Here is a 24694-nt window from a genome sequence, read left to right on the forward strand (position 1 = left end):
CGCTTTATTACGTATATGCTGCACTATTATTCATAAAATTTCTTGACAGCGAAAAAGGCACGTTATGGTACCTGCAGTAAATAAGCTTCCCAAAAAACACAAAATGCTTATTGTCGGCTTGTTGGCTGCAATGGTTGGGATAGCCTTGCTGCCCTCTGAAAAAGCCACTGCATCTAAAGATCATAAAGATGATGCATTAGAAATTGGCAAGCGATATGAGCTTCCAATTAAAGTTGAAGAGCAAAAACCTGAGCAGCTAACAACTTTAAGCGCTGAGGTTGAAAAACAACAAGAACAAGAAAATACAGTTACTTACGATTATGCAGATCATAAAGTACGCTCAGGTGACAGTCTTGCTGTATTGTTTAAACGTGCTGGCTACTCAGCTCAAACGTTGCATAATTTAGTTAACACCAACGAAGAAACGCGCAAGCTGACAAAAATTCACCCTGGTGAAACCCTCAGTTTTGCAAGCGACGCACAAGGTAATCTCGCACAACTTAAATATGTGCTTTCCAAAACAGATACACTGTACGTCACACGTACTGAAAATGGTAACTACGCCACACAGATAACCAGTAAAGAAATCGAAACGCGTGAAAAAACCGCTGGCGGAAAGATCCGTTCAAGCTTTTGGACTGCGGGTATCTCTGCCGGTTTGACGCAACGACAGATCATGAACTTTGCCAATATTTTTGGTTGGGATGTAGACTTTGCTAACGACATTCGTGAAGGCGATACGTTCACACTAGTCTATGAATCACATTATGTTGATGGTGAAGAAATTGGTAATGGAAAAATCATTGCCGCAGAGTTTATGAACCAAGGTGACCGCTACACGGCTATCAGGCATACCAATGGCGAGTTTTATACGCCAGAGGGTCGCAGCATGAAAAAAGCCTTCCTACGCGCACCGGTAAACTTCAAATATATCAGTTCTAACTTTAACCCGCGCAGATTACACCCGGTTACGAAGCAAGTACGCCCACATAGAGGCATTGACTACGCTGCTAAAGTAGGCACACCTGTAGTGGCAGCGGGCAATGGCCGAGTAACCAAAGCAGGCTTTAACCGTCTCAATGGTAATTACGTATTCATTGAGCATGGCAGCCAGTACACGACCAAATACCTTCACTTGCATAAGCTGCATGTAAAAACAGGACAAAAAGTGAAACAGGGCCAGAAAATAGGCACTGTTGGCGCAACTGGCCGTGTTACTGGACCACACTTACACTATGAGTTTTTAGTCGACGGTACACACCGTAACCCAAGAACAGTTAAATTACCGAAGTCTCTACCTTTGCCAAAACAAGAACTTGCGAAGTTCAAACCGCTGGCAGATCAAATGTTAGTAAGGTTAGAGCGCAAACGAGAATTAATGCTTGCTTTAAACGACAAGTAGACAAAGTTCAAACACAAAAAAGGCGAGGTTTTCCTCGCCTTTTTTGTTGCTGTTAACGGCCCACTATTTTAAGTTTTAAAAACTCTTCTAATGCCTGCGGGTTCCCAGCCAAAGGCTGAATCTGTAAGCCTAGCTGCATGAAGCTCGTATTTTCAGGGAACTGCATACTGACCTCAAGTGAAGACAATCCAGCGATAAATGATTGAATAGCCTGTTTTGCCTCATCACTTGCTGGCACATTTTCCATTTGCCTCGCGATCATTGCCTTCAACTGCTCATGATCTAGCCCGTTTTTTTGTAGCTCATCTTCAACAAGGGATTTGAGCTCACCCTCATTTTTCAAAGAAAATGACATCTTAACTGGCTGTAAAGACTGCATCGTGGTGATCATTTTGCTCTGCATTTGCAACTCAGCTTCTAAAGTCATTTCGCCTTGATCGTGCATTTGCTGAATATCATGCTGCAACTCCATAAAGTCTCGGCTGTTACTCAACGCGATATCCATACCAAAACTCACTACTTTTTCAGCCGACATATCAAATTCTAATTGACTGTCACCACTAGACTCATCATAACGCATGGTAGAGTTGAGGTTATATTTAGCGTCAGATAACGCGCTTGGTATCGCTTCTACAGCGGTGCCTTTAAACTCATTCGACAATGATAAGCCTTGAACCTGAAGTACCGTTAACGGGCTTATCTTCCCTTTCTCGTACCCTTTCAAAGAAAAGCGGTCAATCTCTACTAACCCCTGTTCTGTATCTTGCTCCTTAAATGAGATATTTTCCAACACTACCGTATTACTTAATAAGCTGTAATCTACACTTTGATAGCTCACCGCTAGACCAGTTTGCTCAGAAAACTGCTGTATTTGCTGTGCTACAACTTCGCTTGCCGTTTTATTCGCATACCAGTTTGTACCTGCCACGCCACCTGCAACAGCAAGTGCTACACCTGTGAGAGCCGCTTTATTCATAATGATTCCTTAAAATAGCGCTTGTAATGCATCGTTTAAGCTGGAAACACCAATGACTTCCATCCCTTCGATATCTTCTTTCGGTTTATTAGCGACTGGTACAATAGCACGTTTAAAGCCGTGTTTGGCAGCTTCTCTGAGTCTTTCTTGACCGCTAGGTACTGGGCGGATCTCCCCTCCTAAACCTACTTCACCAAATACAACCAGCTGTTTATCCAACGCGTAGTTTTTAAAACTGGATACTAAAGCGGTGATCAACGCCAAGTCGGCACTGGTTTCATTCACTTTAACCCCACCAACCACGTTAACAAAGACATCTTGATCTGCAACCTGCAAACCGCCATGACGATGTAAGACAGCCAATAACATTGCAAGACGATTCTGCTCCAAACCAACAGTCACACGTCGCGGGTTGGCTAACTGGGAATAATCAACAAGCGCTTGAACTTCGACCAGTAGAGGCCTAGTACCTTCCCAAATCACCATAACCAGAGAACCTGGCGTTTGCTCTTCCCCTCTGTTTAAGAAAATAGCGGAGGGGTTATTTACTTCCTTAAGCCCCTGACCCGTCATGGCAAATACGCCAAGTTCATTGACGGCACCAAAGCGGTTTTTATTACCACGAAGCGTTCGAAATCGACTATCACTACTCCCTTCAAGTAAAATAGAACAATCAATACAGTGCTCTAATACCTTAGGCCCAGCAAGCGTACCATCTTTAGTCACATGGCCTACCATGATGATTGCAACTTGATTCTGTTTTGCAAAACGCGTCAGGTAAGCAGCACTTTCTCGCACTTGTGAAACACTTCCCGGCGCTGACTGGACATCCGTCATATGCATAACTTGAATAGAGTCAATCACCATAATTGCTGGTTTCTCCCTCAACGCCAGCTGACAAATCGTTTCAACATTGGTCTCTGCCAGCGTTTTTAGTTTATCTGTCGGCAACCCCAAACGCTTAGCACGCATAGCGACTTGCTGTAGTGATTCCTCACCCGTAACATATAGCGTTGGCATTGATTGCGCGAGCAAACACATCGTCTGCAACAGCAAAGTACTTTTACCCGCGCCAGGTTCACCGCCGATTAAAATGGCACTGCCAGGGACAACCCCTCCACCTAAAACGCGATCAAACTCTTTGAATCCCGTTGAAAATCTTGGCAAAGACTCTAGATTTACTTCATCTAGCGTCTGAATTTTTGCTTCGACAACACCTGCATAGCCAGTTGTGCCTGCACTGCGTGGAGCCGCTTTCACAGAAGGTACACGAAACTCTGTTACGGTGTTCCAGGCTTTACATTCAGAACATTGCCCTTGCCAACGAGCAAATTCCGCTCCACAATCACTACATACAAATGCGGTTTTCTTTTTTCCCATATATATCAAGGCATAGTTATTGCTTAAATGGAAAACCCAGTTAAGCTACAAGTTAAGAATGTAGCTATACTGACATAAAATTGGCGAAGGCTGAAATAATAACAAAGAGACATTGTCTGCGGACAAACTGCGAAAAGCTATGAGTGAAGATAAATTAGAATTACATCAAGACCTTATTAATGACCTAAAAGGAGATTTAGGCGATCCAAATTTTGATTTTATCTTCAAACAAAAGACCGCACATCTCACAAAACCTGATCAATTCTTATTAAAGATGGAAATGACGCGCCTATCTCAACCTGTTGCACGCTTTATTGATCTAAGAGGGCAGGTCTCTGGTGATGTAAAACCATACGAGCATGATGGGAAGCAACACTTTATGGATGATCTCGCCATCAGTGTTTTCGAGCGAGAAGTTGCGCAACATGGCGGTTACACCATGGCTGTTTATGAGGCCGTTATGCACACCGACAATAATTACAAGGTGATGCAAAAGCAAGCTCAAGATCAAGATGACACCGAACCTTTGGTCGTTTTTGAGCATGAAGCACAATTGATTCGATTCGCTTCATATGAGAGCCGCATAGAAGAACGGATGAACTACTCAATCAAAATTACGGTTGAGTTAAAAAGTGGAACTACTATCCCAGCGAGTACCTCAGATATCTCATTGAGTGGAGCAAAAATCAAACTTGGAAAGAGCTATCATGTCCACCCCAAGAATGTGATCACACTTCGATTAGTCGGATTAGAACAAGATTTCGAACTCGGCTTAAAAGAAGGGATTCAATACGAAGTGGTCGCTGTGGAAGAGTCAAACTCAGATTATAACTATGTCCGCTTAAAGCGTACCTTTGTAGAAAATAACTCAGGCTTTGATGAGTTTTTAGAAAGCTTCATCCACGGTAATAAAAGACGCTATAAAATTAATTTAGACAACACCATGGATGCCGTTGTTTGCAAAGGATACGAGCAATATTACCTTCCTAGAGTCAGCTCTCTTTTTGTGTTTTTCAGTCGGGTTAATAACCTGCTTCTCCCCAGTATGGTACTCACTAACGAGAACAACGCATTCATCAATTACTATTTTGAAGATGAGCGAAAAACCTCCTGTTTATATAGCGTGTTTAATAATAAACGACTGCAAAAATTACTGTTACAATCAGCGCCAGTAAAAGAAGCCTATTGCTATACATTTACGCACTCTAACGGTGGTAAAATCTATTTTTACTCTGCATTTGACTGGGAACTGGAGCAGCAGCCAGAGCTGAAGAGCTTATTTTTAGGGTTTGGTAGCGAAAAAGATAGCTGGCGAGTCTTCAAAGTGCAGCTTATGCCTAGCCATCATGAAGATGCGTTTATCCCGCTGTCATTACCAAAAAGTGCAGGAAAAAATGTTGAAAAGCTCAATAAGCGCCCTCCTCCTCGTGCACAAGGTCTTATTGAACCAGTCCATCACTTAATGCTGCTGACAGAGATCACTACCCCTGAGCTTAAGTCGCACTGTAATCAAATGTCTTATGCTCAAGAGAGTATCAATCGTCTCAAAGAATTTGGGCATGGTAAGTCGAAAAACCCGCCCCCACTGGAAAAAGTCGCTTTAGAGTATGTCAATTTAAGATCGCATAAGCGGTTTTTATACCGTACCGCAGTCACCTTAAATATTTCTGATAATCAATCAATAAATGGTAATACGCGAGATTTTTCTGTGATGGGTCTACAGATCGAAGTTGAAAACGCCATAGATGTCACCAAAGGCGATTTAGTGACGATTGATTTACCCGATCTACAAAAGATAACTAAACAGCATGCTTTATCAGGCTTAAGATATGAAATCATGGCGGTGAGTAAATCAAAGACCATTATTAATTTAAAAGTCAAACAAGTTGCAGGTGTCACACACACTGCAATGGAGTTTTTTACCGCACTCATAGAAAATAATAAAGACAAACTTCAGCCGAGCGAAGAAGCCCCTAAAATACCAGGCCTATCTACTGCGCTGAGAAATATGGTTACAAAGAGCATTTGTCAACTGCCGCTCTATCTTCACAAAAAGGCATCGCATATGGAAATTGGTGCAGTTGGTCATGGCCTATATCCCTCTCCACTGCATAATGTCCTGTTGCCGCATCTCACGACTCACAATGGCCAAGAGCTACTGTTCCCAGATAAACTCTTCCCTGTTAATTATGTTGCTGAGCCTTTAACCGACTTGATGAGAGAAAAGTCCCGACAAGATAAGCCACTTAGGTTTACGCTTTTTGTTCATTTTGACGAAAAACAAATGAACGAACAAAACCATGGCGTGAAATCTCAGTGTATACCTTTTGGAGAGCCCATTGAGCCACTCTTTTTATTTGCTAAAAAAGCACTCAAAAATGGCATCCTATTTATCTGCCACCTTTATGTATCCAAAACAGGCCGCCCAGATATGGACCACTTAGCCAACGAGCTGCGCTATGTCAGTCACTATGCTTTACATAAAGCCAAAGGCTTAGAAGAGGCGCTATGGTCAGTCAACGGGGTATGTGACGTTGTAGACGTGACAGATGTAATGATGCCTGTATTGGGACTAGAACCCCATTTAATTGAAAGAATGCAGCAGCGTAAAAAAGAGTGGCTTACTAAACATTTTTAATAAGCCTCCAAAGTTAATTTAGTTTAGGCCTGCAAACAGCGTCAGTGCAGCCACTAAAAACAGATAGAATAGTACATTGCGCTTAACTAGGCGCATCATGCAAGCTGCTTCATAAGTACAGCCGAAGTACTGCTGTTCAATTTGCTCAGCGGACAACGCGGTCTCCGTGACCACTTTGCGGTTGCAAGTTTTAAAATCCAGCAAATACTTAAGCCAGCTGCCCGTTCCTTTTGAGAAGTTACCAATGATGAGATAGCCAAAGCCAGCAAGGCGAGCAGGCAACCAGTTTAGACAGTGAAATAATACGTCGAAACGGGCACGATGAGGTGCCATTAGCTCAGCGCATTTTTGTTCTGCGTGTGACGGCTCCCCGTTAACTTCGTCTTTAAGGACTTCAACAACCGCGCGTGTTGCCGCATACATAATGGCACCGGGAGCGCCAAGCACAACAAACCAAAACATCACAGCACAGTAATGAGTGAAGTTGATCCATGCCAATGTTTGACCGAACGTTTCACCGTTTGGCTCATCCTCTGTTTTAGTTTGGCCCATTTGCATTGCATATAAGGTTGCCGCCTCATTATCATCTCTGGCCAAAGCATTGAGGTAACCTTTATACGATTTACGATATTTAGCACAGCCAAAACACACCAATAAAACAACAACATTTAATACCAGCTGCCACAGAACAAAATCAGAAAAACTATACAGAAACGCAATTAGTAGCGCGGGCAACATAAGCCACAACATAGCGCCAATACTGGTCTTAAACAGCCAGTTTACTGCGCTTTTTTGATAGCTCAGGGCTTGGTATTGCGCCAAGTAATAATCAATTTGCCAGCGAGAAGATTTGGCACCTAAGCGCTCAATTATCAATGCCACTAATATCGAAATTAATATCATGTTTTTTACTCTATTACTCTTAATTCACGTTGTAATAAACTTAAATAGTGCTGCCAATCAAATGCATCACCGGGGTCAGTCTTACGCGTTGGCGCAATATCACAATGACCCACAATGCGCTGAGGCGTTATTTTTGGAAACCGTTTAATAATGGATTTACTCACTGTCACTAAGGAGTCGTACTGCGCTTGTGTATAAGGGATTTGATCCGTTCCTTCAAGCTCAATGCCAATGCTAAAATCATTACACTTTTGTCGACCATTAAAACTGGAAACCCCAGCATGCCATGCCCGCTTTAAAAATGGTACATACTGCAATACTTCACCATCTCTGCGAATAAAACAGTGAGCAGACACACGCACACCTTCTAAAGACGCGAAACTTTCATGGGCGTGACAATCAATCTGCCCCATAAAGAGGTCATCAACAAAAGAAGTACCAAACTGACCTGCTGGCAACGAAATATTATGAATGACCAATAAATCGACCTCATGGTTATCAGGTCGCTCATCACAGTGAGGTGAATGCCTATGTTTGGCAAAACTTAGCCATTGCTGTTGATTTTCCATATAAAAAATTAGCTTTAAATTGTATCTCGCCTACCATATCAAGAATTAACTCGAAGCACTATTGCAATTTTATTTTGAGAAAGAACGCATACTTTTGTTAAAGAAAATTGTTTCATTGCGTTAATCACAGTAGAATTTAAGATAGTAAAAACAATGATGATCTACCTATGCAATCAGAACTTATTTCGCAACTTGTTAAAAATGCACTCGATGAAGACCTTAACCATCAATCCGCCGCACAAGGTGATATTACCGCAGCATTGATCCCAGAAGACCAGCAAGCCAACGCTTATGTGATTACCAGAGAAGACTGCGTATTTTGTGGTAAAGACCTTATTCTAGAAGTATTCAAGCAAGTAGATCCTAGTGTTGAAGTCACCGTTTTAGCCAATGACGGAGACAAACTGACTGCAAACTCACGTATTTTTACCGCGACAGGCTCAGCAAGAGCAATTTTAACTGCCGAGCGCACAGCCCTTAACTTTGTGCAAACTCTCTCAGGCACGGCCACCACAACAGCACATTACGTAAAAGCCCTAGCTGGCAGCCAAACACAATTACTCGATACCCGAAAAACCATTCCAGGGTTGAGAGCGTTGCAAAAGTACGCCGTCACGTGTGGTGGGGGTAAAAACCATCGCATTGGCTTATTTGATGCCTTTTTAATCAAAGAAAACCACATTGCCGCTTGCGGTGGCATTGCAAATGCGGTTGCACAGGCAAAAAGCACGCATCCAGATAAGCCTGTAGAGGTGGAAGTGGAGAATCTTGATGAGCTAGAACAAGCATTAAATGCGGGCAGCGACATCATTATGCTAGATAATTTTACCGTTGAAGACATTCAAAACGCCGTTAGACTAACCTCAGGTAGAGCAAAGCTAGAGGTCTCGGGTAATATGACATTAGATATTTTGGCACAGTATGCACAAGCTGGTGTCGATTATATATCAAGTGGTGCTTTAACCAAGCACGTACAGAGCATCGATTTATCGATGCGCTTTGAATAATATAATCGCGCTTGTAATTCAAATGTAACTAAATGTGCATTTTTTATGTTGACATTTATTTACAAAGCATTTTTAATAAAAAAGAATTAAATTAATGATTTAGGTTAATTCTTTTTAGTTACAAAAGCGCATACTAAAGTTGATCTACCGAGTCAGTAAATACACGGTGATCAGTGCCATAAGCACTAATTTAAAAAAATCCTGGTGTAAGTGAATACGGCCACCGGGTCTAACATCCCTTAGGAGACACATCATGACGCAACAACGACAGGGTGGTTTTACCCTTATCGAATTAATGATTGTGATTGCAATCATCGGTATTTTGGCAGCAGTAGCCCTTCCAGCTTACACAGATTATGTTAACCGAGCTAAAGCTTCAGAATTGCTAGCAGCTTCGGCCATGCCAAAAGCATGTATTGAAGAAAGAGCACAACTAGGCACAGCACCAACGACTTGTGCTGAAGGCTTTGCCGCTAGCCAGTATGTTAGTGCGCTAAGTGTAAGCGCTGCTGGCGCTATCACCATGACAAGTACTGGCGATATTGCAGGTATCTCAATGGTATTAACACCATCAGCAGCTGACAACGCAGCAGCTGAAGCTGGAGACTTCACAGGCGGTGCGTTCTCAATTACCGCTTGGGTTTGTACAGCCACTATATCAGGTAACGCAAAAGCGAACTGGTTACCTGGTACATGTACAGCATCAGCTGCTACACCATAATATACTATTTAAAAAAGGAACAGAGCATTGCTCTGTTCCTTTTGACGTGAATAAACTCTATGGCTCTCTCCTCTAAAGAAAGTACAACAAAAATAGATACATTTGTCTGGGTTGGCGTGAGCGCTCGAGGTAAAAAACTCGAAGGTGAAATGACCGGCACCAGTGTTGCTTTAGTCAAAGCGCAACTGCGCAAGCAAGGTATCACTCCTTCAAAGGTTAAACGCAAACCTAAACCGCTTTTTGGCTTTAAAAGCGTTCAAAAAATTACGCCCAAAGATATTTCCATCGTTACCCGACAAATCGCGACTATGTTGACTGCCGGGGTATCTCTAGTTCAGTCTCTCGACATGATTGCCTCAGGTGCAAAAAATAAAAGTGTAAGTAAGCTGATAGGTTCAATCGCTGATGAAGTGAAGGCCGGCCAACCCTTGGCAAAAAGTCTACGCTCACACCCACGATACTTCGACGATTTATATTGCGATCTGATTGAATCGGGTGAGCAATCAGGTGCATTAGACAGAATTTTTGATCGTGTTGCTTTGTACAAAGAAAAAGCCGAAGCACTCAAGTCAAAAATTAAAAAAGCCATGTTTTACCCTATCGCAGTGATCACCGTGGCACTTATTGTCACCTCTATCCTATTGATTTTTGTTGTCCCCCAGTTTGAAGATATCTTTGCAGGGTTTGGTGCAGAGCTTCCCGCTTTCACTCGACTCGTCATTTCCATATCAGAATTTATGCAAGAATACTGGTGGATAATGTTATTGATCATCGGTGGGGGCGGTTATGTCTATAAAGAGTTATTGATCCGCAATGCCAATGTGAAGCATGCCAATGATCGCTTTATTTTAAGGCTACCAGTCGTTGGCGAAATTTTAAAAAAAGCCGCTGTTGCTCGGTATGCGCGAACACTTTCCACGACCTTTGCTGCCGGCGTCCCTTTGGTTGATGCACTAGATTCTGCAGCGGGTGCATCAGGTAATATAATCTATAAAAATGCCATTTTAGACATTAAAGGGGAAGTAAGCTCAGGTAACCAGATGAACTGGGCTATGCGTAACTCTAAAATTTTTCCCGATATGGTTGTCCAAATGGTCGCCATTGGAGAAGAATCTGGTGCGCTAGATAGCATGTTAGCGAAAGTTGCCAGTATATATGAACAAGAAGTTGATGATGCTGTCGACGGTCTATCTACCCTACTTGAGCCACTCATCATGGCGATACTTGGCGTATTAGTTGGTGGATTAATTGTCGCTATGTACTTACCTATCTTTCAACTTGGTAACGTTATTTAACCTACCTCATTTTTTAACAATAATAAGAGTAGTGCAATGCAAGACGTCTGGCATTTAATGCAGCAACAACCCTGGTTTTTCTTATTGTCAGTGGGATTAACGAGCGCCTGTATCGGTAGCTTTTTAAATGTTGTGATATATCGTTTACCTAAAATGATGGAAAATGAATGGAAGTCAGAGTGTAAGGTCATACTCGGACAACACGATCAAAGCTCTGAACAGTCTGCCTCACATTCAAGCTCATTTAATTTAATCACACCGAGATCAACGTGCCCCAGCTGTGATACACAAATTAAAGCGCATCATAATATACCGATATTAAGTTGGCTTTTGCTCAAAGGTCGCTGCGCATACTGTAGTACCTCGATTTCGGTGAGATACCCTTGTATTGAAATGCTGACTGCCGCTGCTTCTTTATGGGTAGCATGGCATTTTGGCGCAACGTTTACCGCGCTGTTATACATTGTGATGACATGGGGCTTAATTGCACTCATTTTTATTGATATAGACAAGATGCTGCTCCCTGATCAGCTCACACAACCAATGCTGTGGCTAGCAATAATTAGTGCAGTACTTGGACTGACCATCACTGTAGAAGCTGCCATTTGGGGAGCTGTTGCAGGCTACCTCAGCTTATGGAGTGTTTATTGGCTATTTAAATTGCTCACAGGCAAAGAAGGCATGGGGTATGGTGATTTCAAACTGTTGGCTATTTTTGGTGCGTTACTAGGCTGGCAAGCGCTCATCACAATTATTTTACTTTCCAGTGTGGTTGGCGCTGTCATTGGCAGTATTCAACTTGCAATGCAAGGGAAAGACAAGGCCACGCCTATTCCCTTCGGCCCTTATTTGGCGATTGCTGGTTGGTTATGTCTATTTTATGGTGATGCGTTAAAGATTTGGTATTTAAATTTATTAGGGGTATAGCATGTCATCCTGGATTTTAGGCCTGACAGGAGGCATAGGCGCAGGAAAAACCGCAGCAACGCGCTATTTTGAAAGCATGGGCATTGACGTGGTCGATGCCGATATTGTTGCACGTGAAGTCGTCATGCCGGGCTCAGTGGGATTAAATAGCATCATAGCACACTTTGGCGATGAGGTTTTGACCACAGAAGGTACGCTCAATAGAGCCAAATTACGCAGCATTATTTTTGACAATGAAGCGCAAAAAGATTGGTTAAATGCATTGCTACATCCGTTGATCAGAGAGCAACTTATCACGCAACTCGAGCAGGCAACGAGTCCTTACGCTATATTGTGCGCGCCATTGCTCTTTGAAAACGGCTTACAGCGTTTCTGTCATAAAACCTTGTTAATTGATGTGCCTGTAGAGGTGCAGATTGCGCGCACCAGTGAGCGCGACAAAGTACCTCAAGAGCAGGTGAAAAATATTATTGCAGCGCAAATGAGCCGCGAAGATAAGTGCCAAAAAGCCGACCACATTATCAATAACGACAGACCATTGATTGAAGTCCAATCAGACTTAGATAAATTACATCAAAACTTTTTAAACGCAGCGAAGGCCACTTAAACACTTTATTTCTTGAATTTTATATAAATCTCTAGAATGATTATAGATGGGCTCCATCACAATGATCACAATGAGCACAATTACTGTTTATTTGCTACATTAATGTAAGCTGTTGAAGTATTAAAGGACATCATGGAACATCACTCTCCATTACTGAGAAAATTCATCACCTTAGGTCGGGTTACGCCAGATCAAATAAAGGCGAAGCAAACCGAAGCAACGACCACGGCAGAACTGATATGCCTGTGCAGTGGCATGTCTGGTCAGGAACTTGCGGAGCAATGCCTTGATTTATTTCGTGTTCCCTATTTTGATCTGAATGGCTTTGATGTTGAAAATGTGCCCAAAGACTTGATCAAAGAAAAACTGATCCGACAGCACTATTTGCTACCTCTGGTTAAAAAAGATCGCAAACTATTTATAGCGACTTCAGATCCCACGGATTACGGCGCTTTTGAAAACTTCGAGTTTAGTACCGGTCTACAATGTGAGATCGTGGTGGTTGATCACAAACTGCTCGAACAAAAAATAGATCAGCTGTTTGACTCAAGCTCCGGCTTATCCCTGAGTGAAGATGAATTCAAAGAATTTGCCAGTCTTGATGTTGAAGATGAACCTCAAACGCAACAGCAAGATGAAGAAAAAGACGATGCGCCTATCATTGTCTACATCAATAAAATCTTGATGGATGCCATTAAAAAGGGAGCGTCAGATTTACACTTTGAACCCTATGAAAAAAAATACCGTGTCCGCTTTCGTATTGATGGCATTCTACATGAGATGGCCAGCCCACCGAACACGCTAGCTAGCCGACTATCTGCGCGAATTAAAGTCATGTCTCACCTAGACATCGCTGAAAAACGTAAACCGCAAGATGGGCGTATCAAGCTCAAAATCTCTGAGCGAAAAAGCATTGATTTTCGTGTCAGTACACTCCCGACCATGTGGGGTGAAAAAATTGTAATGCGGATACTCGACTCGTCTGCAGCCAAGTTAGGCATTGATGTACTGGGCTATGAGCCAGAGCAAAAAGCACTATATTTAAGTGCGCTAGAGCAGCCACAAGGCATGATTTTAGTGACCGGCCCAACGGGTTCTGGTAAAACGGTTTCACTCTATACAGGCCTTAATATTTTGAATAAGCCTGAGCGAAATATCAGTACAGCAGAAGATCCGGTTGAAATTAACCTAGAGGGGATCAACCAAGTTCAGATCAATGCCAAGGCAGATATGACATTTGCTAATGCACTTAAGGCATTTTTACGTCAGGATCCTGATGTCGTAATGGTCGGTGAGATCAGGGACCTCGAAACCGCTGAGATCTCTATCAAAGCAGCTCAAACTGGTCACTTAGTCATGAGTACTTTGCATACTAATTCTGCGCCAGAAACACTGACACGTCTCCTGAATATGGGGGTACCCGCATACAATGTTGCAAGCTCGGTGAGTTTAATTATTGCCCAGCGCCTCGCGCGAAGGTTGTGTCCAAAATGCAAAGAACCAGAAGAGCTACCAAAAGAGGAGCTGCTCAAACAAGGATTCACTGAAGAACAAGTGAAAGACATGACCCTGTATTCACCTAAAGGGTGTGATCACTGTACAGATGGCTATAAAGGCCGCGTCGGTGTTTACGAGGTCGTTAAAATTACTCCTGAAATGTCGCATAAAATAATGGCGGGTGCGAACTCTCTAGAGATCGCCGAACTTGCCGACAAACTTGGTTTTGACAACTTACGTAAATCAGGCTTAAAAAAGGCGGCCGCTGGGGTAACTTCACTGGCCGAAATTAACCGCGTAACCAACTACTAGTCTCCCTGAAGCTCACTGGTATAGTTTGCTGCAAAGCAGTAAACTATACCACTCTATAATACAGTGAGTATCTACTATGCCAACAACGGTCCAATGCCCAACATGCCAAAAAGAGGTTATCTGGTCGGCCCAAAGCCCACACCGTCCATTTTGCTCTAAACGTTGTCAACTGATAGATTTAGGTGAGTGGTCGGAAGAAAACAACAAAATCTCAAGCCCCGTGCAAAGTACTGACTTAGCCCAACCAGACCCACAAGCATTGATTGAAGATATCGAGGCAATGCTCGCTAAAAACGAAGATGACTTTTTTAAGTAAACTCTGGCGATTTAAACACCTCATATAGGGTGTTCATTCGCTCATGCACTTGCCAGTCTTGGCAGTAAAGATAATAATCAACGCTTGGTAAGTGCTCTGTGATTTCAATAAAGTCTACTTCAGATGCATATTTGTTCATCATCGATTGCGGCACAATCGCAAAGCCCATGCCCGCAGCGACTAAAGACAGCGTCGTCGATTTTGTCTTCACCTCTTGGATCACATTCATTTGTGCTTTTGCTTGCGAGAATACCGCTTCTATTTTTTCATGCAGTTTAGGCTGTAATGCCTTAGGGTAATGAATAAATGGTTTGCCACAGAACGTTTTTATCGATGTACTTTTATCCTCTATCAGCCATTGCTTTGGACAAGCAAAAACATAATGTTCACTGGACAGGTAATGAATATCTTTAGTGGGTAACTCAGGGTCAAACAAACGAATTATCGCACCATGTAACTGTCCCGACTGACAACGTGCCACCAACTCGGCACTCGTTCCCTCTTCTAATACCACATTTAATTTAGGTGAGTGGCCAGATAATATTGCCATTTTTTTTGCCACTAACGCTTCAAACGCAAGACCAATGCAACCCAACTTTATAGGCTGCTGTATGCCAGTTTGAAAGCTCTGAACACATTCCCCTAACTCTGTGTGGGCCGCAATTACTCGCTGCGCCTTGGCAACAAATAAAACACCAAACGGAGTTAAACTCACGGATCGCGTTGAGCGCTCAAAAAGCGCCATTCCCAAATGGTTTTCAATCTGCCGGATCTGTTGACTTAATGGGGGTTGCGACATGTGTAATTTCAAGGCTGCACGGCTGAAGCTCAGCTCTTGTGCAACCGTTACCACATAGTGCAATTTTTTTATATCCATCCAATTTATATTCATTACATATAAATCAATCAGTTTTTATATTTGTTATTAATTTAGGCACATTGTAACTTAACTGCAAGCTTTATCAGCAGGAGTCATAACAATGAAAACATTACTATTTTTACTGCTTATCTTTATAAGCAGCACACTCAAAGCCGAAATCGTCAAAATACCTTTTCACTCAAAAGCGCTAGAGAACAGTTTAATCGGCACGAAAAGTACCCGAGACATACACATATATTTACCTGATGGCTACCATGATAGCGACAAACGTTATCCTGTATTGTATATGCTCGGAGCCTACAGCTGGCCTATCAAATACAGCGAACGTATTGAGCCCATGCTAGAAAACCACAAAAAAAACGGTCAAAGTATGGAAATGATCATTGTCATGCTGGAAGGTAACACACCACTGCGAGGCAGCTTTTATGTGAATTCTCAGGTCCATGGCAACTTTAGTGATTATGTGATTAAAGAAGTTTTGCCCTGGATAGACCGTACTTATCGCACCAAAGCACAGCCTGAACACCGCGGAATTACTGGGTTTTCGATGGGAGGCACTGGCGCACTTAGATTTGCAGCAAAGCATCCAAATCTATTCGGCCATGTTTATGCGCTCAGTCCGGGTATGTTTGACGAAAAGGGCATGGCAAAGTCATATTTAACTTCAAAAGACGCCATCAAACGCTTTCAAACCTTCAAACAAAAATTAGCGACGGCGAAGAACCCCAAAGCTGTCATGGACGCTGAATTTGCTTCATTCCAAGGGCGTGAAATTTGGAACAATGGCCAAGTAAATAGCTATAGTGCATACCTCATGGCCTATGCAGGTGCATTTGCCGGACAACCAGGTAAGCCCTTTGGCGTTCATTACAATGTTGACCCATCACAAAAACCACTGTGGTTCAGAGGCTTTGGGGAACTTGTTGAGCTGTATTCAACCCCCTCTGTGGTTGCACAATTGAGCTCTGTTCGAATTGATGTCGGCGATAAAGACGACTACATCTGGATCACAGAAGGGGTGCTTGCACTGAAACAGAAAGCTGAAGCAAATAAAGTCCCGATTTCTTTCGAAGTGTTCCAAGGTGGACATAGTGACAAAGCCCTTGAGCGCCTCGAACACCATATGCTGCCGTTTTTTAACGAACGATTGTAGTCCTTCCCTAGGGGCATCCATATAGGGCCCCTATTTTACTTCTCATAAATCAGCAAACATTATCAATCCACCTTGCGCTACTTTAACCTTGTCGCCACAATCAACAAGACGTGTACCAACACTGAACAGCATTGAGTAGCACAATAATGAAACATAAGTTAAGCACACAACATTACTATGAAGCCAGAATGCTGCGCGTGATAGATTATCTTTACGAGCATGCCGGCGCTGAACTTGATGTCAATACATTGGCTGATATTGCGTGTATGTCAGCGTATCACTTTCATCGTATCTATCGAGAATATGCCGGTGAAACAATCAATGTCACAGTGAGAAGAATGCGTATGTTGAAGGCGGCAACTTACTTAGTTCGCAGCGACTTAAGCCAACAACAAATTGCAAAGCAAGTTTGTTATGGCAGCGTTGAAGCATTTAACCGTGCCTTTACTAAACACTATGGCGAAACACCCAACCAATACCGCCAACAACGTGCTTATTCAGCGTCTCATGTCACTGCGTTGTACCCAACATCTTCCAAGGAGTATCACTCTATGTATCCTGTTGAACAACAAAACATTGAAACTATTGAGTTAATTGGCCTAAATCACATCGGTGATTATATGCAAATTGGCCAAGCATTCGAAAAGCTCTCATTGATGGCCGCAAAAGCAGACCTTATCGACCAAAACACACGCTTTTTTGGCATTTACTTTGACGATCCAGAGTCTGTGCCACAAGCACAACTAAAATCAATGGCCTGCATAACGGTGGATAAAAATAAACTACCTGCGAAGCATGCGTTTAAACAACTCACCATTCCCGCAGGGAACACTGTCAGTATTTTATTCAAAGGCGATTATACCGAACTTGAAAAGCCCTATAACTGGCTTTATGGTCAATGGCTACCACAAAGCCAATTTGAATTGGCCGACTTTCCGCCCTTTGAAGAGTATTTAAATGACCTCAAAGATACCGCGCCACAAGATTTACTAACACGTATTAATTTTTTAGTCGCCAGTTAGTCCCCTATGCCTATACCCAGAGCCTATATGCTCAATTAGGCCTGATTTATACCCTCGGGCACCAGTATTTTTGCTATACAGCTTGAATTTAGAGCAAATAATCAATTAACTATTTATTATTCGCTCTAATCCTTTACTCTTAATAATGATTAATAAGATAATCACGCTAAATTCATGTAAGTTGCGTAAACTTATTTAATATCAGTATCATTAGGGGAATATCATGATCGCAAGGAGTGTGCAAACCAGCTGGTTACTCATCTCTGTTTTATGGCTTTTAATTGGCTGGCATCACAGTGCGCTCGCACAATCTACAAAGCGCCAAACACCGCAAGTTGCCATCGTAGGCACTGGTCCATTAGTACCAAAAAGTGCGCATCAAGCGATCCCCATTAGTTATAAAAATACCACCGAAGTTGATATTGAAATTTTACGCTTAACAAGCCCACATGACTTTTTGCAAAAACATTATTTAAACGACAAAATTTATCCCAGCTCGCTGGACAGATTAAGTTACAGCTATGAAAGCGTCTTTGCAGACCGCTATACGCTACCCAGCAATACGAAAGATACAATTCATTCTGCTAAGTTACCCATACCAAAAAATTTGCCATCAGGGTGGTACATTGTCACACTCAAAGCCGCTGGACAGTTTGACGAACTCCAGGCAAAACATATGCTGCTTACAGAGCTTGGGATCCAAGCAAGAGTACAAAAAAACACAGCTCACTTTAGTGTTAATGACTTACAAAGTGGTCTGAGTATCGTTGATGCCAAAGTAAGTATTTATCGCGAACATGAACTCATTCGCCAAGGTAAAACAAACCCACAAGGCAATATCGACTTTGCTGTGACGTTGGAGCAAAATGATATTGTCGTTGCTGAGTTAGAAAATAATGACAAAGCGCCTCAGCTCGCCATTTTACCCCTAAAAGAAGTGCCCCTCGATCTCTCCGCTTATCAACTAGGCGGCCGCTTATTTCAAGAAACAGAAGCCTTCATCTACAGTAATAGAGACCTCGTTAGACCTGGGGATAGCTTACCAATAAACATATTATTACGAGACTTTGATGGCCATAAGACCAACATAGATAACCTCACCTTGTCGGTAAAAAACTCTCGACAAGAAGAGATAATAAAAGAAACGATACAAACACAAGAGGCAGGTTTTTTTAGTAAGTCTCTCAAAACGGCTAATGACTGGCCAACCGGTCGCTACACCGTGGCTGTAAAACTAGACCCAAGTGCCAAAAGACCCATCGCAGAAATGACATTTCAGTTAGAAGAGTTTGTTCCGGAGCGCATGGATCTCAAAATAGATACGGCGCAACCATTTGTCATTGCTGGCAATAAGAATAACCTTACCTTACATGGCAAATATTTATTTGGTAGCCCAGCCGCTGGTAATACCTTTAAAACAGATGTCAGTCACCAGCCTATCAGGCACTACCCAGGTCCCTATCAGGCATTTGTGGTGGGTCAGGATTTCTATTTATCCGGTCGTTATAAATCTCTCGGCAACCTGCAACTCTCAGAACAAGGTAGCGCACAGATTAAGATAGCCACTCCCAGTGCAACGCCACTTAAAAGCCCAGTAAAAACACAAGTATTTATTGCGCTTCAAGAGGCGGGCGGCGCTGCCGTGCAACGCACCAGTACTTTTACCAGCTGGAAAAACGAGACTATCCCGGGGATTAAACCGCTTGCAAAAGACGTCCAGTACCGTTCAGATGCGGGCTTTGAAATTGCCTTATTATCAGCCGATGGGCAAACACTCTCCAATGGCAGTATCAAGTTAGAGTTATTTTACGATCAAGGTAATTACTACTGGATGTATGAAGAGGGCATTGGTTGGCAGCGTCAAAAGCAAGACAGGTGGCGTAAGGAGCAACAAAGTGTCGTCGATGTTAAGGCGGATATCGCGCGTGTTGAATTACCTGTCAGCTGGGGAAATTACCGCCTTGAAGCCACTGATTTAAAAACGGGAAACAAAACCCGTTACGAATTCTATGCAGGCTGGTATCGTGGATATGGCCAATACGCGGTAAAACCTGAGCATTTACAAATTACGCTAGATAAAGCGGCTTACCAAGCAGGTCAGCAAGCCAAGCTCACATTAACGGCCCCGATTGATGGTGAGCTGATGGTCACTCTGGAGTCTGATCGTGTGCTTTGGTCTAACAAAGTTGCTGTGAAAAAAGGACAAAATCACGTCGAGATCCCACTCGATCACACATTAGCTCGCCATGACCTCTATGTCACTGCCACCGTATTTGGTCAACAACACAATGCCCCAAAACGCTATTTAGGCGTGATACCATTACCACTTGACAGAAGTGATCGTCAGGTCAAACTGGCTGTTAACCTGCCCAGTCACGTCGAGCCATTACAAACATTAGAGATCCCCATCACAGCAACAGAGCTTAATGGTGACAGTACCACTTGGGTCACGGTTTCGATGGTGGACAAAGGGATAATCAACCTCAGCCGCTATAAGCCTAACAATCCTTTTAACTACTTTTTCGCTCAGCGTCGTTATAGTGGAGATATTGTAGATTTATACTCTCGTCAATACGACCCGCGTCCAAATCCATTTGCCCAGTCACGTTTTGGTAGTGATAGTATTGAGAACAACACCAACCGCAATGACGACTTAGTTGAAAGTAAAACCATTCAATTAATGTCAATGCCAGTCCAAATACATGATGGTAAAGCCATCGTAAAGCTAACATTACCGGACTATAACGGGGAAGCGCAGCTCATTGTCACGGCGTTCAATGACAGTCAAGTTGGACAGCTGATACACGACCAAGTTATTCGTATGCCGCTGGTTACAGAGCTGGCTGTACCTCGATTTTTAATCCCGGGGGACAACTCTGCTGTGACTCTCGATGTACATAATCTAAGCGGCGGAGCACAAACACTGGATATTCGCCTCAGTGCGGATAACCATATCTCACTCACAGGACAAACTGAGCACTCGGTGACCCTAGATCACGCGGCACACTGGAGCTACACAATCCCGCTTCAAACTACCGAGCAAACCCGTGAAGGAACCACGGTATTAACTTTGCACGCAAAGGGAGAAAATGTCGACGTAGAGCGCAGTTGGCGAGTACCGGTCAAACATATTGAGCCGTGGGTTACTCAAGCCAAAAACAGCCAATTAAGTCCACAGCAATCTATCCAATTTGATGAAAGCAACTGGGATGGCCTAAAACGTGTAAAGGGCAAAGAAGGTAAACTACTCATTAGCCACACGCCTATTCTTAATATTGACCAATTTGCAACAGGACTACACGCTTACCCGTATGGATGCGCCGAGCAAACAACCAGTAAAGCCTGGCCCTTCATCTTACAAAACCCGAATCTCGCTCGGTTTCAGCAGCGCGCTTTGAACAATGAAGCCAAGCTCACTTCGAACAAAGCGTATATCAGTACCGCTATCAGTCGCTTGAAGACCATGCAAAAGACATCTGGCGGTTTTGGCACATGGGGCAGTTACAGCAAAGAATCACCTTGGCTCACGGTATACATTACCGACTTTCTTACCCAAGCCAATACTCAGTATCCAGGGCTGGTGCCAACAGATATGCTGCAAGAGGCACAATATCGCGTATTGCGTTATGCCAAAGGGGACTTTGTCGCTACATTAACATATAGCTCTGAGTCAGCCATTGCGGCGACAACGTATGCCGCATATGTATCGAGTCAGTTAGGCAGGATCAGCTACAGTGATCTCGAGGCGCTTCAAATCACCGCATATCCGTCACAATTGAGCTTAGTACAATTTGCAGCAGCACTTGCCAATACAGGCGCAATTGCACAGGCTTCAGCCTTACTTAATCAATTTGATACACAATCTCGAGTAGGTGCCTATATTTATGATTACGGCAGCCAAGTGCGCGACAGTGCCATGGCTGTTATCGCTTTAAATGAAATGGCTAAATTGCAAGGTTTAAAAAGCAAAGCACAACGACTCGCCAATGCACTCGCCGAAGATCTTCCTACCCTTGCCATTAACAAGCAATGGTTAAGTACACAAGAACAAGCTGCGCTGCTACGCTCAGCAGTTGCACTGGATAAGCAAAACCAAAAACCTCTCAAGGTGTTGATTGATGGTAAAGAAATCACATCTCAAGGGCGCTTAGAGCAGCCGTTGTTCCCAAGTTTAATGCTTAAAAATACCACGGAAACACCTTTGTATGTGCAACAGCTTCACACCGGTTACCTGAAAGTAAATCCGATTATAAGTAACCAAATTAATCCATTTAATACCATCAAAATGAAGCACTTTTTGAGACGTTGGTACACTCTCTCAGGCCAACCACTTGATGAACAAATCTCTCTCAAAGTTGGAGATCGTGTGTTGGTGGTACTCAATGTCGAAACAAAAGAGCGCATTCATGATGCAATGATTGTTGATAAGATCCCGGCTGGCTTTGTACTTGAAAACCCAGAGTTACTCCAAGATTTAGATATCCAGCAGTTGCTTCCAGAGGGAGTTGTATTAAGCCATGTCGAACACCAAGAGTATCGTAACGATAGATATGTGGCAGTGACCGACCTAAAGCCGCGTCGATATAGTCATCGTTATAACAGTGATAATTCAAGACAACAATTTGCATACTTACTGCGTGCCGAAGTGCCCGGCACCTATGCCAACCCACCCAGTTTTATAGAATCTATGTACAGACCACAAAAACACGTGCTCTATACACAATTCCCCTCTAAAATCACTATCGAAAGGTAGCTGAAAGTGCCCCGACAGGGGCGCTTACCACTGTGACTTGGCCAGATGACGTTAAAAAAAACCCTACTTATCGCTTTATCAGCACTGTTATTTATGGTGATGACCGCGATCGTTTGGCACACCAGTAACCCATTGCCACCGATGTACCCAGGAGGGCCTGCAACTCTTATTACTGCAAGTAATAACAAAACATTACGTTCATTTGGTGATAAACAGGGCGTGCATCGCTATCACGTCACGCCGAAAGAAGTGAACCCTTTTTATTTACAAGCCTTGTTACATTACGAAGACCGATGGTTTTACCAACACTATGGCGTGAATCCTTTTTCTTTGCTGCGCGCAGCTGGACAATGGATAAAACATGGTCGCGTGATTTCTGGTGGTTCAACAATCACTATGCAAGTTGCACGTCTCATCGACCCACACTCCAGAACAATAGGTGGCAAGCTGCATCAAATCGCCAGAGCAATTCAGCTAGAATGGTATTTTAGCAAAGAAGAAATACTCACTTTTTACCTTAATCTCGCGCCTTTTGGCGGGAATGTTGAAGGCATAGCAGCCGCCTCACATCGATACTTCGCTAAAGCGCCACACCAACTCACTAAAAACGAAGCCGCATTGCTGGTCGTGCTACCACAAAAACCTTCCCGCTATCGCCCAGACCGCTACCCCACCAGAGCAAAAGCGATGCGCAATAAAGTTTTGTCGCGCCTCTATCAAGGCGCGTTACTCAACTCAGCGCAATATCACCTGCTCATTAAAGAGCGCGTCAACCTTCACATAGGGAAGCAACCATTGCTAGCCCCTTTGCTTGCACGTTACTTAAAGCAACGCTATCCGCACCGACATAAGCTCCAAACCACGATAGACTATTCACTACAAAAACGTCTGTCGACATTACTGCATCGAACCAGTCAACGCCTACCACATAAAGCATCGGCAGCCTTGGTTATTTTACATAACCCCAGTGCACAGATCCGCGCTTACCAAGGCTCTGTTAACTTTCGCGATGCCAGTCGCTTTGCCCACGTAGATATGGTGCGAGCAACGCGTTCTCCAGGCTCAACCTTAAAGCCTTTTATTTACGCTCAAGCACTGGATTTAGGGCTCATCCATAGCAAAAGTTTGCTCAGTGATATCCCCGCAGATTTTGATGGCTATAAACCACAAAACTTAAACGGTACCTTCAGCGGGCCTGTCAGTGCACAGCATGCGCTGCAAAAATCTCTTAATGTGCCAGCGATTCAGCTACTCAATCGCATTACGCCAATGCGGTTTGAGCACAACTTAGCTCAAGCCGGTATTCATCTTACACACAAACAAGCGAATTTATCTGTTGGACTAGGTGGAACAGGCACCCAATTACTCACCCTAGCGAAACTCTATCGTTCGTTAGCAAGTAACGGGCATGTCGCGCCATTAAACGTGCTCAAAGACACTGTGAATAGTTCAGCGTCAGTACGGATATTAAGCCCACAAAGTAGCTGGATCACCTTTAAAATGCTCAGCGCACAAAGTGCCCCAGATCGCGTCGTGCCTTCGGTGCGACGTCAAATTGCATGGAAAACAGGCACAAGCTATGGCTATCGAGATTTTTGGGCAGTGGGTGTCAGCCGTGACTATACCGTCGCAGCCTGGGTTGGCCGCCCTGATGCCAGCCCAATGCTGGGTTACCTCGGCGCGACCCAAGCCGCCCCTTTGATGTTCGATGCCTTTGATTTACTACCACCAGACCAACAACTGTTAAAGAAGCCTGCCTCGGTAACCAATACGCTCATTTGCTGGCCAAGTGGATTAGCACTTGAGCACATTCCAAACAATCAATGTGAATCTCAACATCACGCACTCACAATCAACCATATGACACCACCGAGTATGGATATTCACGGCGACTTTACGACAAACATGAGTTGGCCAGAAAAGCTCGCTCACTGGCTAAACAGAAAGCAAATCAGTTATGGTTCTATCACATCACACAATACAGCTCTGTCGGTACCTGATTATTCTATTGCCATCACTTCTTTAAGAAGTGGTCAGCACTACTATCGCTCTCAGCTTAGTACCCTTGCTTTAACCTCTTCGCACCCTACGCAAGTGAGTTGGTTTATTAATCATGAACCCATTACCAAGCCGCAGATTGAACTGAGTCAATATTTAGGTGAAACCACCATCTCCGCCTGTATAAACGCACACTGCGATCAGCAAACCATCTACATACACCCATGAGCGGATTGAAGCTGTTGCTTTTTACCTAAAATAAACACACATCCATCTCCTTAGTTTAGAAAAGTAAGGTGAGTCTGCTACACTCAGCTCATGACTGTCGTCTTTATGTC

Annotated in this window: 18 protein-coding genes; 13 read left to right on the plus strand and 5 right to left on the minus strand. The window is 43.4% G+C overall.

The genetic code is table 11. The annotated features are described in order from the left end of the window. The first annotated feature begins 64 nt into the window (after positions 1–64). Entirely contained in the window at positions 65–1402 is a 1338-nt protein-coding gene (locus JF50_RS24875; protein ID WP_039611943.1) for a peptidoglycan DD-metalloendopeptidase family protein, read from the plus strand. 52 nt (positions 1403–1454) lie between these two features. Here JF50_RS24875 and JF50_RS24880 read toward each other — a convergent pair whose 3' ends face one another. Together JF50_RS24880 and radA are read right to left on the minus strand one after the other, a co-directional pair. Beyond that, complete coding sequence (locus JF50_RS24880) at positions 1455–2378, minus strand: hypothetical protein (protein WP_039611944.1); 924 nt, start codon at positions 2376–2378, stop codon at positions 1455–1457. 9 nt (positions 2379–2387) lie between these two features. Next, on the minus strand, positions 2388–3758 hold the full coding sequence (gene radA, locus JF50_RS24885; protein WP_039611945.1) for a DNA repair protein RadA: 1371 nt from the start codon (positions 3756–3758) through the stop codon (positions 2388–2390). 139 nt (positions 3759–3897) lie between these two features. On the opposite strand from radA, the gene JF50_RS24890 reads away from it, so the two are divergent. Then, the gene (locus JF50_RS24890) at positions 3898–6396 is read left to right on the plus strand and encodes a PilZ domain-containing protein (protein ID WP_039611946.1); all 2499 of its coding nucleotides are present in this window, start codon (positions 3898–3900) and stop codon (positions 6394–6396) included. An 18-nt stretch (positions 6397–6414) separates the two neighbouring features. Here the strand turns inward: JF50_RS24890 and ampE are convergent, their stop codons facing one another. Together ampE and ampD are read right to left on the minus strand one after the other, a co-directional pair. Then, entirely contained in the window at positions 6415–7299 is an 885-nt protein-coding gene (ampE, locus tag JF50_RS24895) for a beta-lactamase regulator AmpE (RefSeq protein ID WP_039611947.1), read from the minus strand. 5 nt (positions 7300–7304) lie between these two features. Next, complete coding sequence (gene ampD, locus JF50_RS24900) at positions 7305–7868, minus strand: 1,6-anhydro-N-acetylmuramyl-L-alanine amidase AmpD (protein ID WP_039611948.1); 564 nt, start codon at positions 7866–7868, stop codon at positions 7305–7307. 167 nt (positions 7869–8035) lie between these two features. Here ampD and nadC point away from each other — a divergent pair, with 167 nt between their 5' ends. The 7 genes from nadC (at position 8036) to yacG (ending at position 14550) form a co-directional block, all read left to right on the plus strand. Beyond that, positions 8036–8875, plus strand: coding sequence for a carboxylating nicotinate-nucleotide diphosphorylase (nadC, locus tag JF50_RS24905; protein ID WP_039611949.1), 840 nt, complete (start codon positions 8036–8038; stop codon positions 8873–8875). Positions 8876–9128: 253 nt separating this feature from the next. Further along, positions 9129–9596: a pilin gene (locus JF50_RS24910; RefSeq protein WP_039611950.1), complete on the plus strand. Its 468-nt coding sequence runs from the start codon at positions 9129–9131 to the stop codon at positions 9594–9596. Between the two features lie 59 nt (positions 9597–9655). Next, positions 9656–10891 (plus strand): type II secretion system F family protein, encoded by a 1236-nt coding sequence (locus JF50_RS24915; RefSeq protein WP_039611951.1) that lies wholly within the window; start codon positions 9656–9658, stop codon positions 10889–10891. 36 nt (positions 10892–10927) lie between these two features. Then, the gene (locus tag JF50_RS24920; protein ID WP_039611952.1) at positions 10928–11818 is read left to right on the plus strand and encodes a prepilin peptidase; all 891 of its coding nucleotides are present in this window, start codon (positions 10928–10930) and stop codon (positions 11816–11818) included. Position 11819: 1 nt separating this feature from the next. Further along, complete coding sequence (gene coaE / locus JF50_RS24925) at positions 11820–12425, plus strand: dephospho-CoA kinase (RefSeq protein ID WP_039611953.1); 606 nt, start codon at positions 11820–11822, stop codon at positions 12423–12425. Between the two features lie 132 nt (positions 12426–12557). After that, on the plus strand, positions 12558–14234 hold the full coding sequence (gene pilB / locus JF50_RS24930) for a type IV-A pilus assembly ATPase PilB (RefSeq protein WP_039611954.1): 1677 nt from the start codon (positions 12558–12560) through the stop codon (positions 14232–14234). A gap of 76 nt (positions 14235–14310) precedes the next feature. Beyond that, positions 14311–14550, plus strand: coding sequence for a DNA gyrase inhibitor YacG (yacG, locus tag JF50_RS24935; protein ID WP_039611955.1), 240 nt, complete (start codon positions 14311–14313; stop codon positions 14548–14550). Here yacG and JF50_RS24940 read toward each other — a convergent pair. Further along, positions 14543–15427 carry a LysR family transcriptional regulator gene (locus JF50_RS24940; RefSeq protein ID WP_039611956.1) on the minus strand — a complete coding sequence of 295 codons (885 nt, stop codon included), beginning with the start codon at positions 15425–15427 and terminating at the stop codon, positions 14543–14545. The genes yacG and JF50_RS24940 overlap by 8 nt on opposite strands. A gap of 103 nt (positions 15428–15530) precedes the next feature. On the opposite strand from JF50_RS24940, the gene JF50_RS26515 reads away from it, so the two are divergent. The 4 genes from JF50_RS26515 (at position 15531) to pbpC (ending at position 24584) form a co-directional block, all read left to right on the plus strand. Beyond that, complete coding sequence (locus JF50_RS26515) at positions 15531–16583, plus strand: alpha/beta hydrolase (protein WP_052262755.1); 1053 nt, start codon at positions 15531–15533, stop codon at positions 16581–16583. A gap of 146 nt (positions 16584–16729) precedes the next feature. After that, positions 16730–17605 carry an AraC family transcriptional regulator gene (locus JF50_RS24950; protein ID WP_039611957.1) on the plus strand — a complete coding sequence of 292 codons (876 nt, stop codon included), beginning with the start codon at positions 16730–16732 and terminating at the stop codon, positions 17603–17605. Between the two features lie 223 nt (positions 17606–17828). Next, positions 17829–22358 (plus strand): alpha-2-macroglobulin family protein, encoded by a 4530-nt coding sequence (locus JF50_RS24955; protein ID WP_039611958.1) that lies wholly within the window; start codon positions 17829–17831, stop codon positions 22356–22358. Positions 22359–22403: 45 nt separating this feature from the next. Beyond that, positions 22404–24584, plus strand: a complete 2181-nt coding sequence (pbpC, locus tag JF50_RS24960; protein WP_235423513.1) for a penicillin-binding protein 1C — start codon at positions 22404–22406, stop codon at positions 24582–24584. The last annotated feature ends 110 nt before the right edge of the window (positions 24585–24694 follow it).

Source organism: Pseudoalteromonas luteoviolacea (genome assembly GCF_000814765.1).
GTDB classification, from domain to species: Bacteria; Pseudomonadota; Gammaproteobacteria; order Enterobacterales; family Alteromonadaceae; genus Pseudoalteromonas; species Pseudoalteromonas luteoviolacea_H.

What these genes read in the sequence shown, in the direction of transcription:
- ampD (WP_039611948.1), bottom strand. Translation starts at nt 7,868, where the DNA reads ATGGAAAATCAACAGCAATGGCTAAGTTTTGCCAAACATAGGCATTCA.
- coaE (WP_039611953.1), top strand. Translation starts at nt 11,820, where the DNA reads ATGTCATCCTGGATTTTAGGCCTGACAGGAGGCATAGGCGCAGGAAAA.
- JF50_RS24890 (WP_039611946.1), top strand. Translation starts at nt 3,898, where the DNA reads ATGAGTGAAGATAAATTAGAATTACATCAAGACCTTATTAATGACCTA.
- JF50_RS24875 (WP_039611943.1), top strand. Translation starts at nt 65, where the DNA reads ATGGTACCTGCAGTAAATAAGCTTCCCAAAAAACACAAAATGCTTATT.
- yacG (WP_039611955.1), top strand. Translation starts at nt 14,311, where the DNA reads ATGCCAACAACGGTCCAATGCCCAACATGCCAAAAAGAGGTTATCTGG.
- JF50_RS24915 (WP_039611951.1), top strand. Translation starts at nt 9,656, where the DNA reads ATGGCTCTCTCCTCTAAAGAAAGTACAACAAAAATAGATACATTTGTC.
- pbpC (WP_235423513.1), top strand. Translation starts at nt 22,404, where the DNA reads ATGACGTTAAAAAAAACCCTACTTATCGCTTTATCAGCACTGTTATTT.
- nadC (WP_039611949.1), top strand. Translation starts at nt 8,036, where the DNA reads ATGCAATCAGAACTTATTTCGCAACTTGTTAAAAATGCACTCGATGAA.
- JF50_RS24950 (WP_039611957.1), top strand. Translation starts at nt 16,730, where the DNA reads ATGAAACATAAGTTAAGCACACAACATTACTATGAAGCCAGAATGCTG.
- pilB (WP_039611954.1), top strand. Translation starts at nt 12,558, where the DNA reads ATGGAACATCACTCTCCATTACTGAGAAAATTCATCACCTTAGGTCGG.
- ampE (WP_039611947.1), bottom strand. Translation starts at nt 7,299, where the DNA reads ATGATATTAATTTCGATATTAGTGGCATTGATAATTGAGCGCTTAGGT.
- JF50_RS24920 (WP_039611952.1), top strand. Translation starts at nt 10,928, where the DNA reads ATGCAAGACGTCTGGCATTTAATGCAGCAACAACCCTGGTTTTTCTTA.
- JF50_RS26515 (WP_052262755.1), top strand. Translation starts at nt 15,531, where the DNA reads ATGAAAACATTACTATTTTTACTGCTTATCTTTATAAGCAGCACACTC.
- JF50_RS24910 (WP_039611950.1), top strand. Translation starts at nt 9,129, where the DNA reads ATGACGCAACAACGACAGGGTGGTTTTACCCTTATCGAATTAATGATT.
- JF50_RS24955 (WP_039611958.1), top strand. Translation starts at nt 17,829, where the DNA reads ATGATCGCAAGGAGTGTGCAAACCAGCTGGTTACTCATCTCTGTTTTA.
- JF50_RS24940 (WP_039611956.1), bottom strand. Translation starts at nt 15,427, where the DNA reads ATGGATATAAAAAAATTGCACTATGTGGTAACGGTTGCACAAGAGCTG.
- radA (WP_039611945.1), bottom strand. Translation starts at nt 3,758, where the DNA reads ATGGGAAAAAAGAAAACCGCATTTGTATGTAGTGATTGTGGAGCGGAA.
- JF50_RS24880 (WP_039611944.1), bottom strand. Translation starts at nt 2,378, where the DNA reads ATGAATAAAGCGGCTCTCACAGGTGTAGCACTTGCTGTTGCAGGTGGC.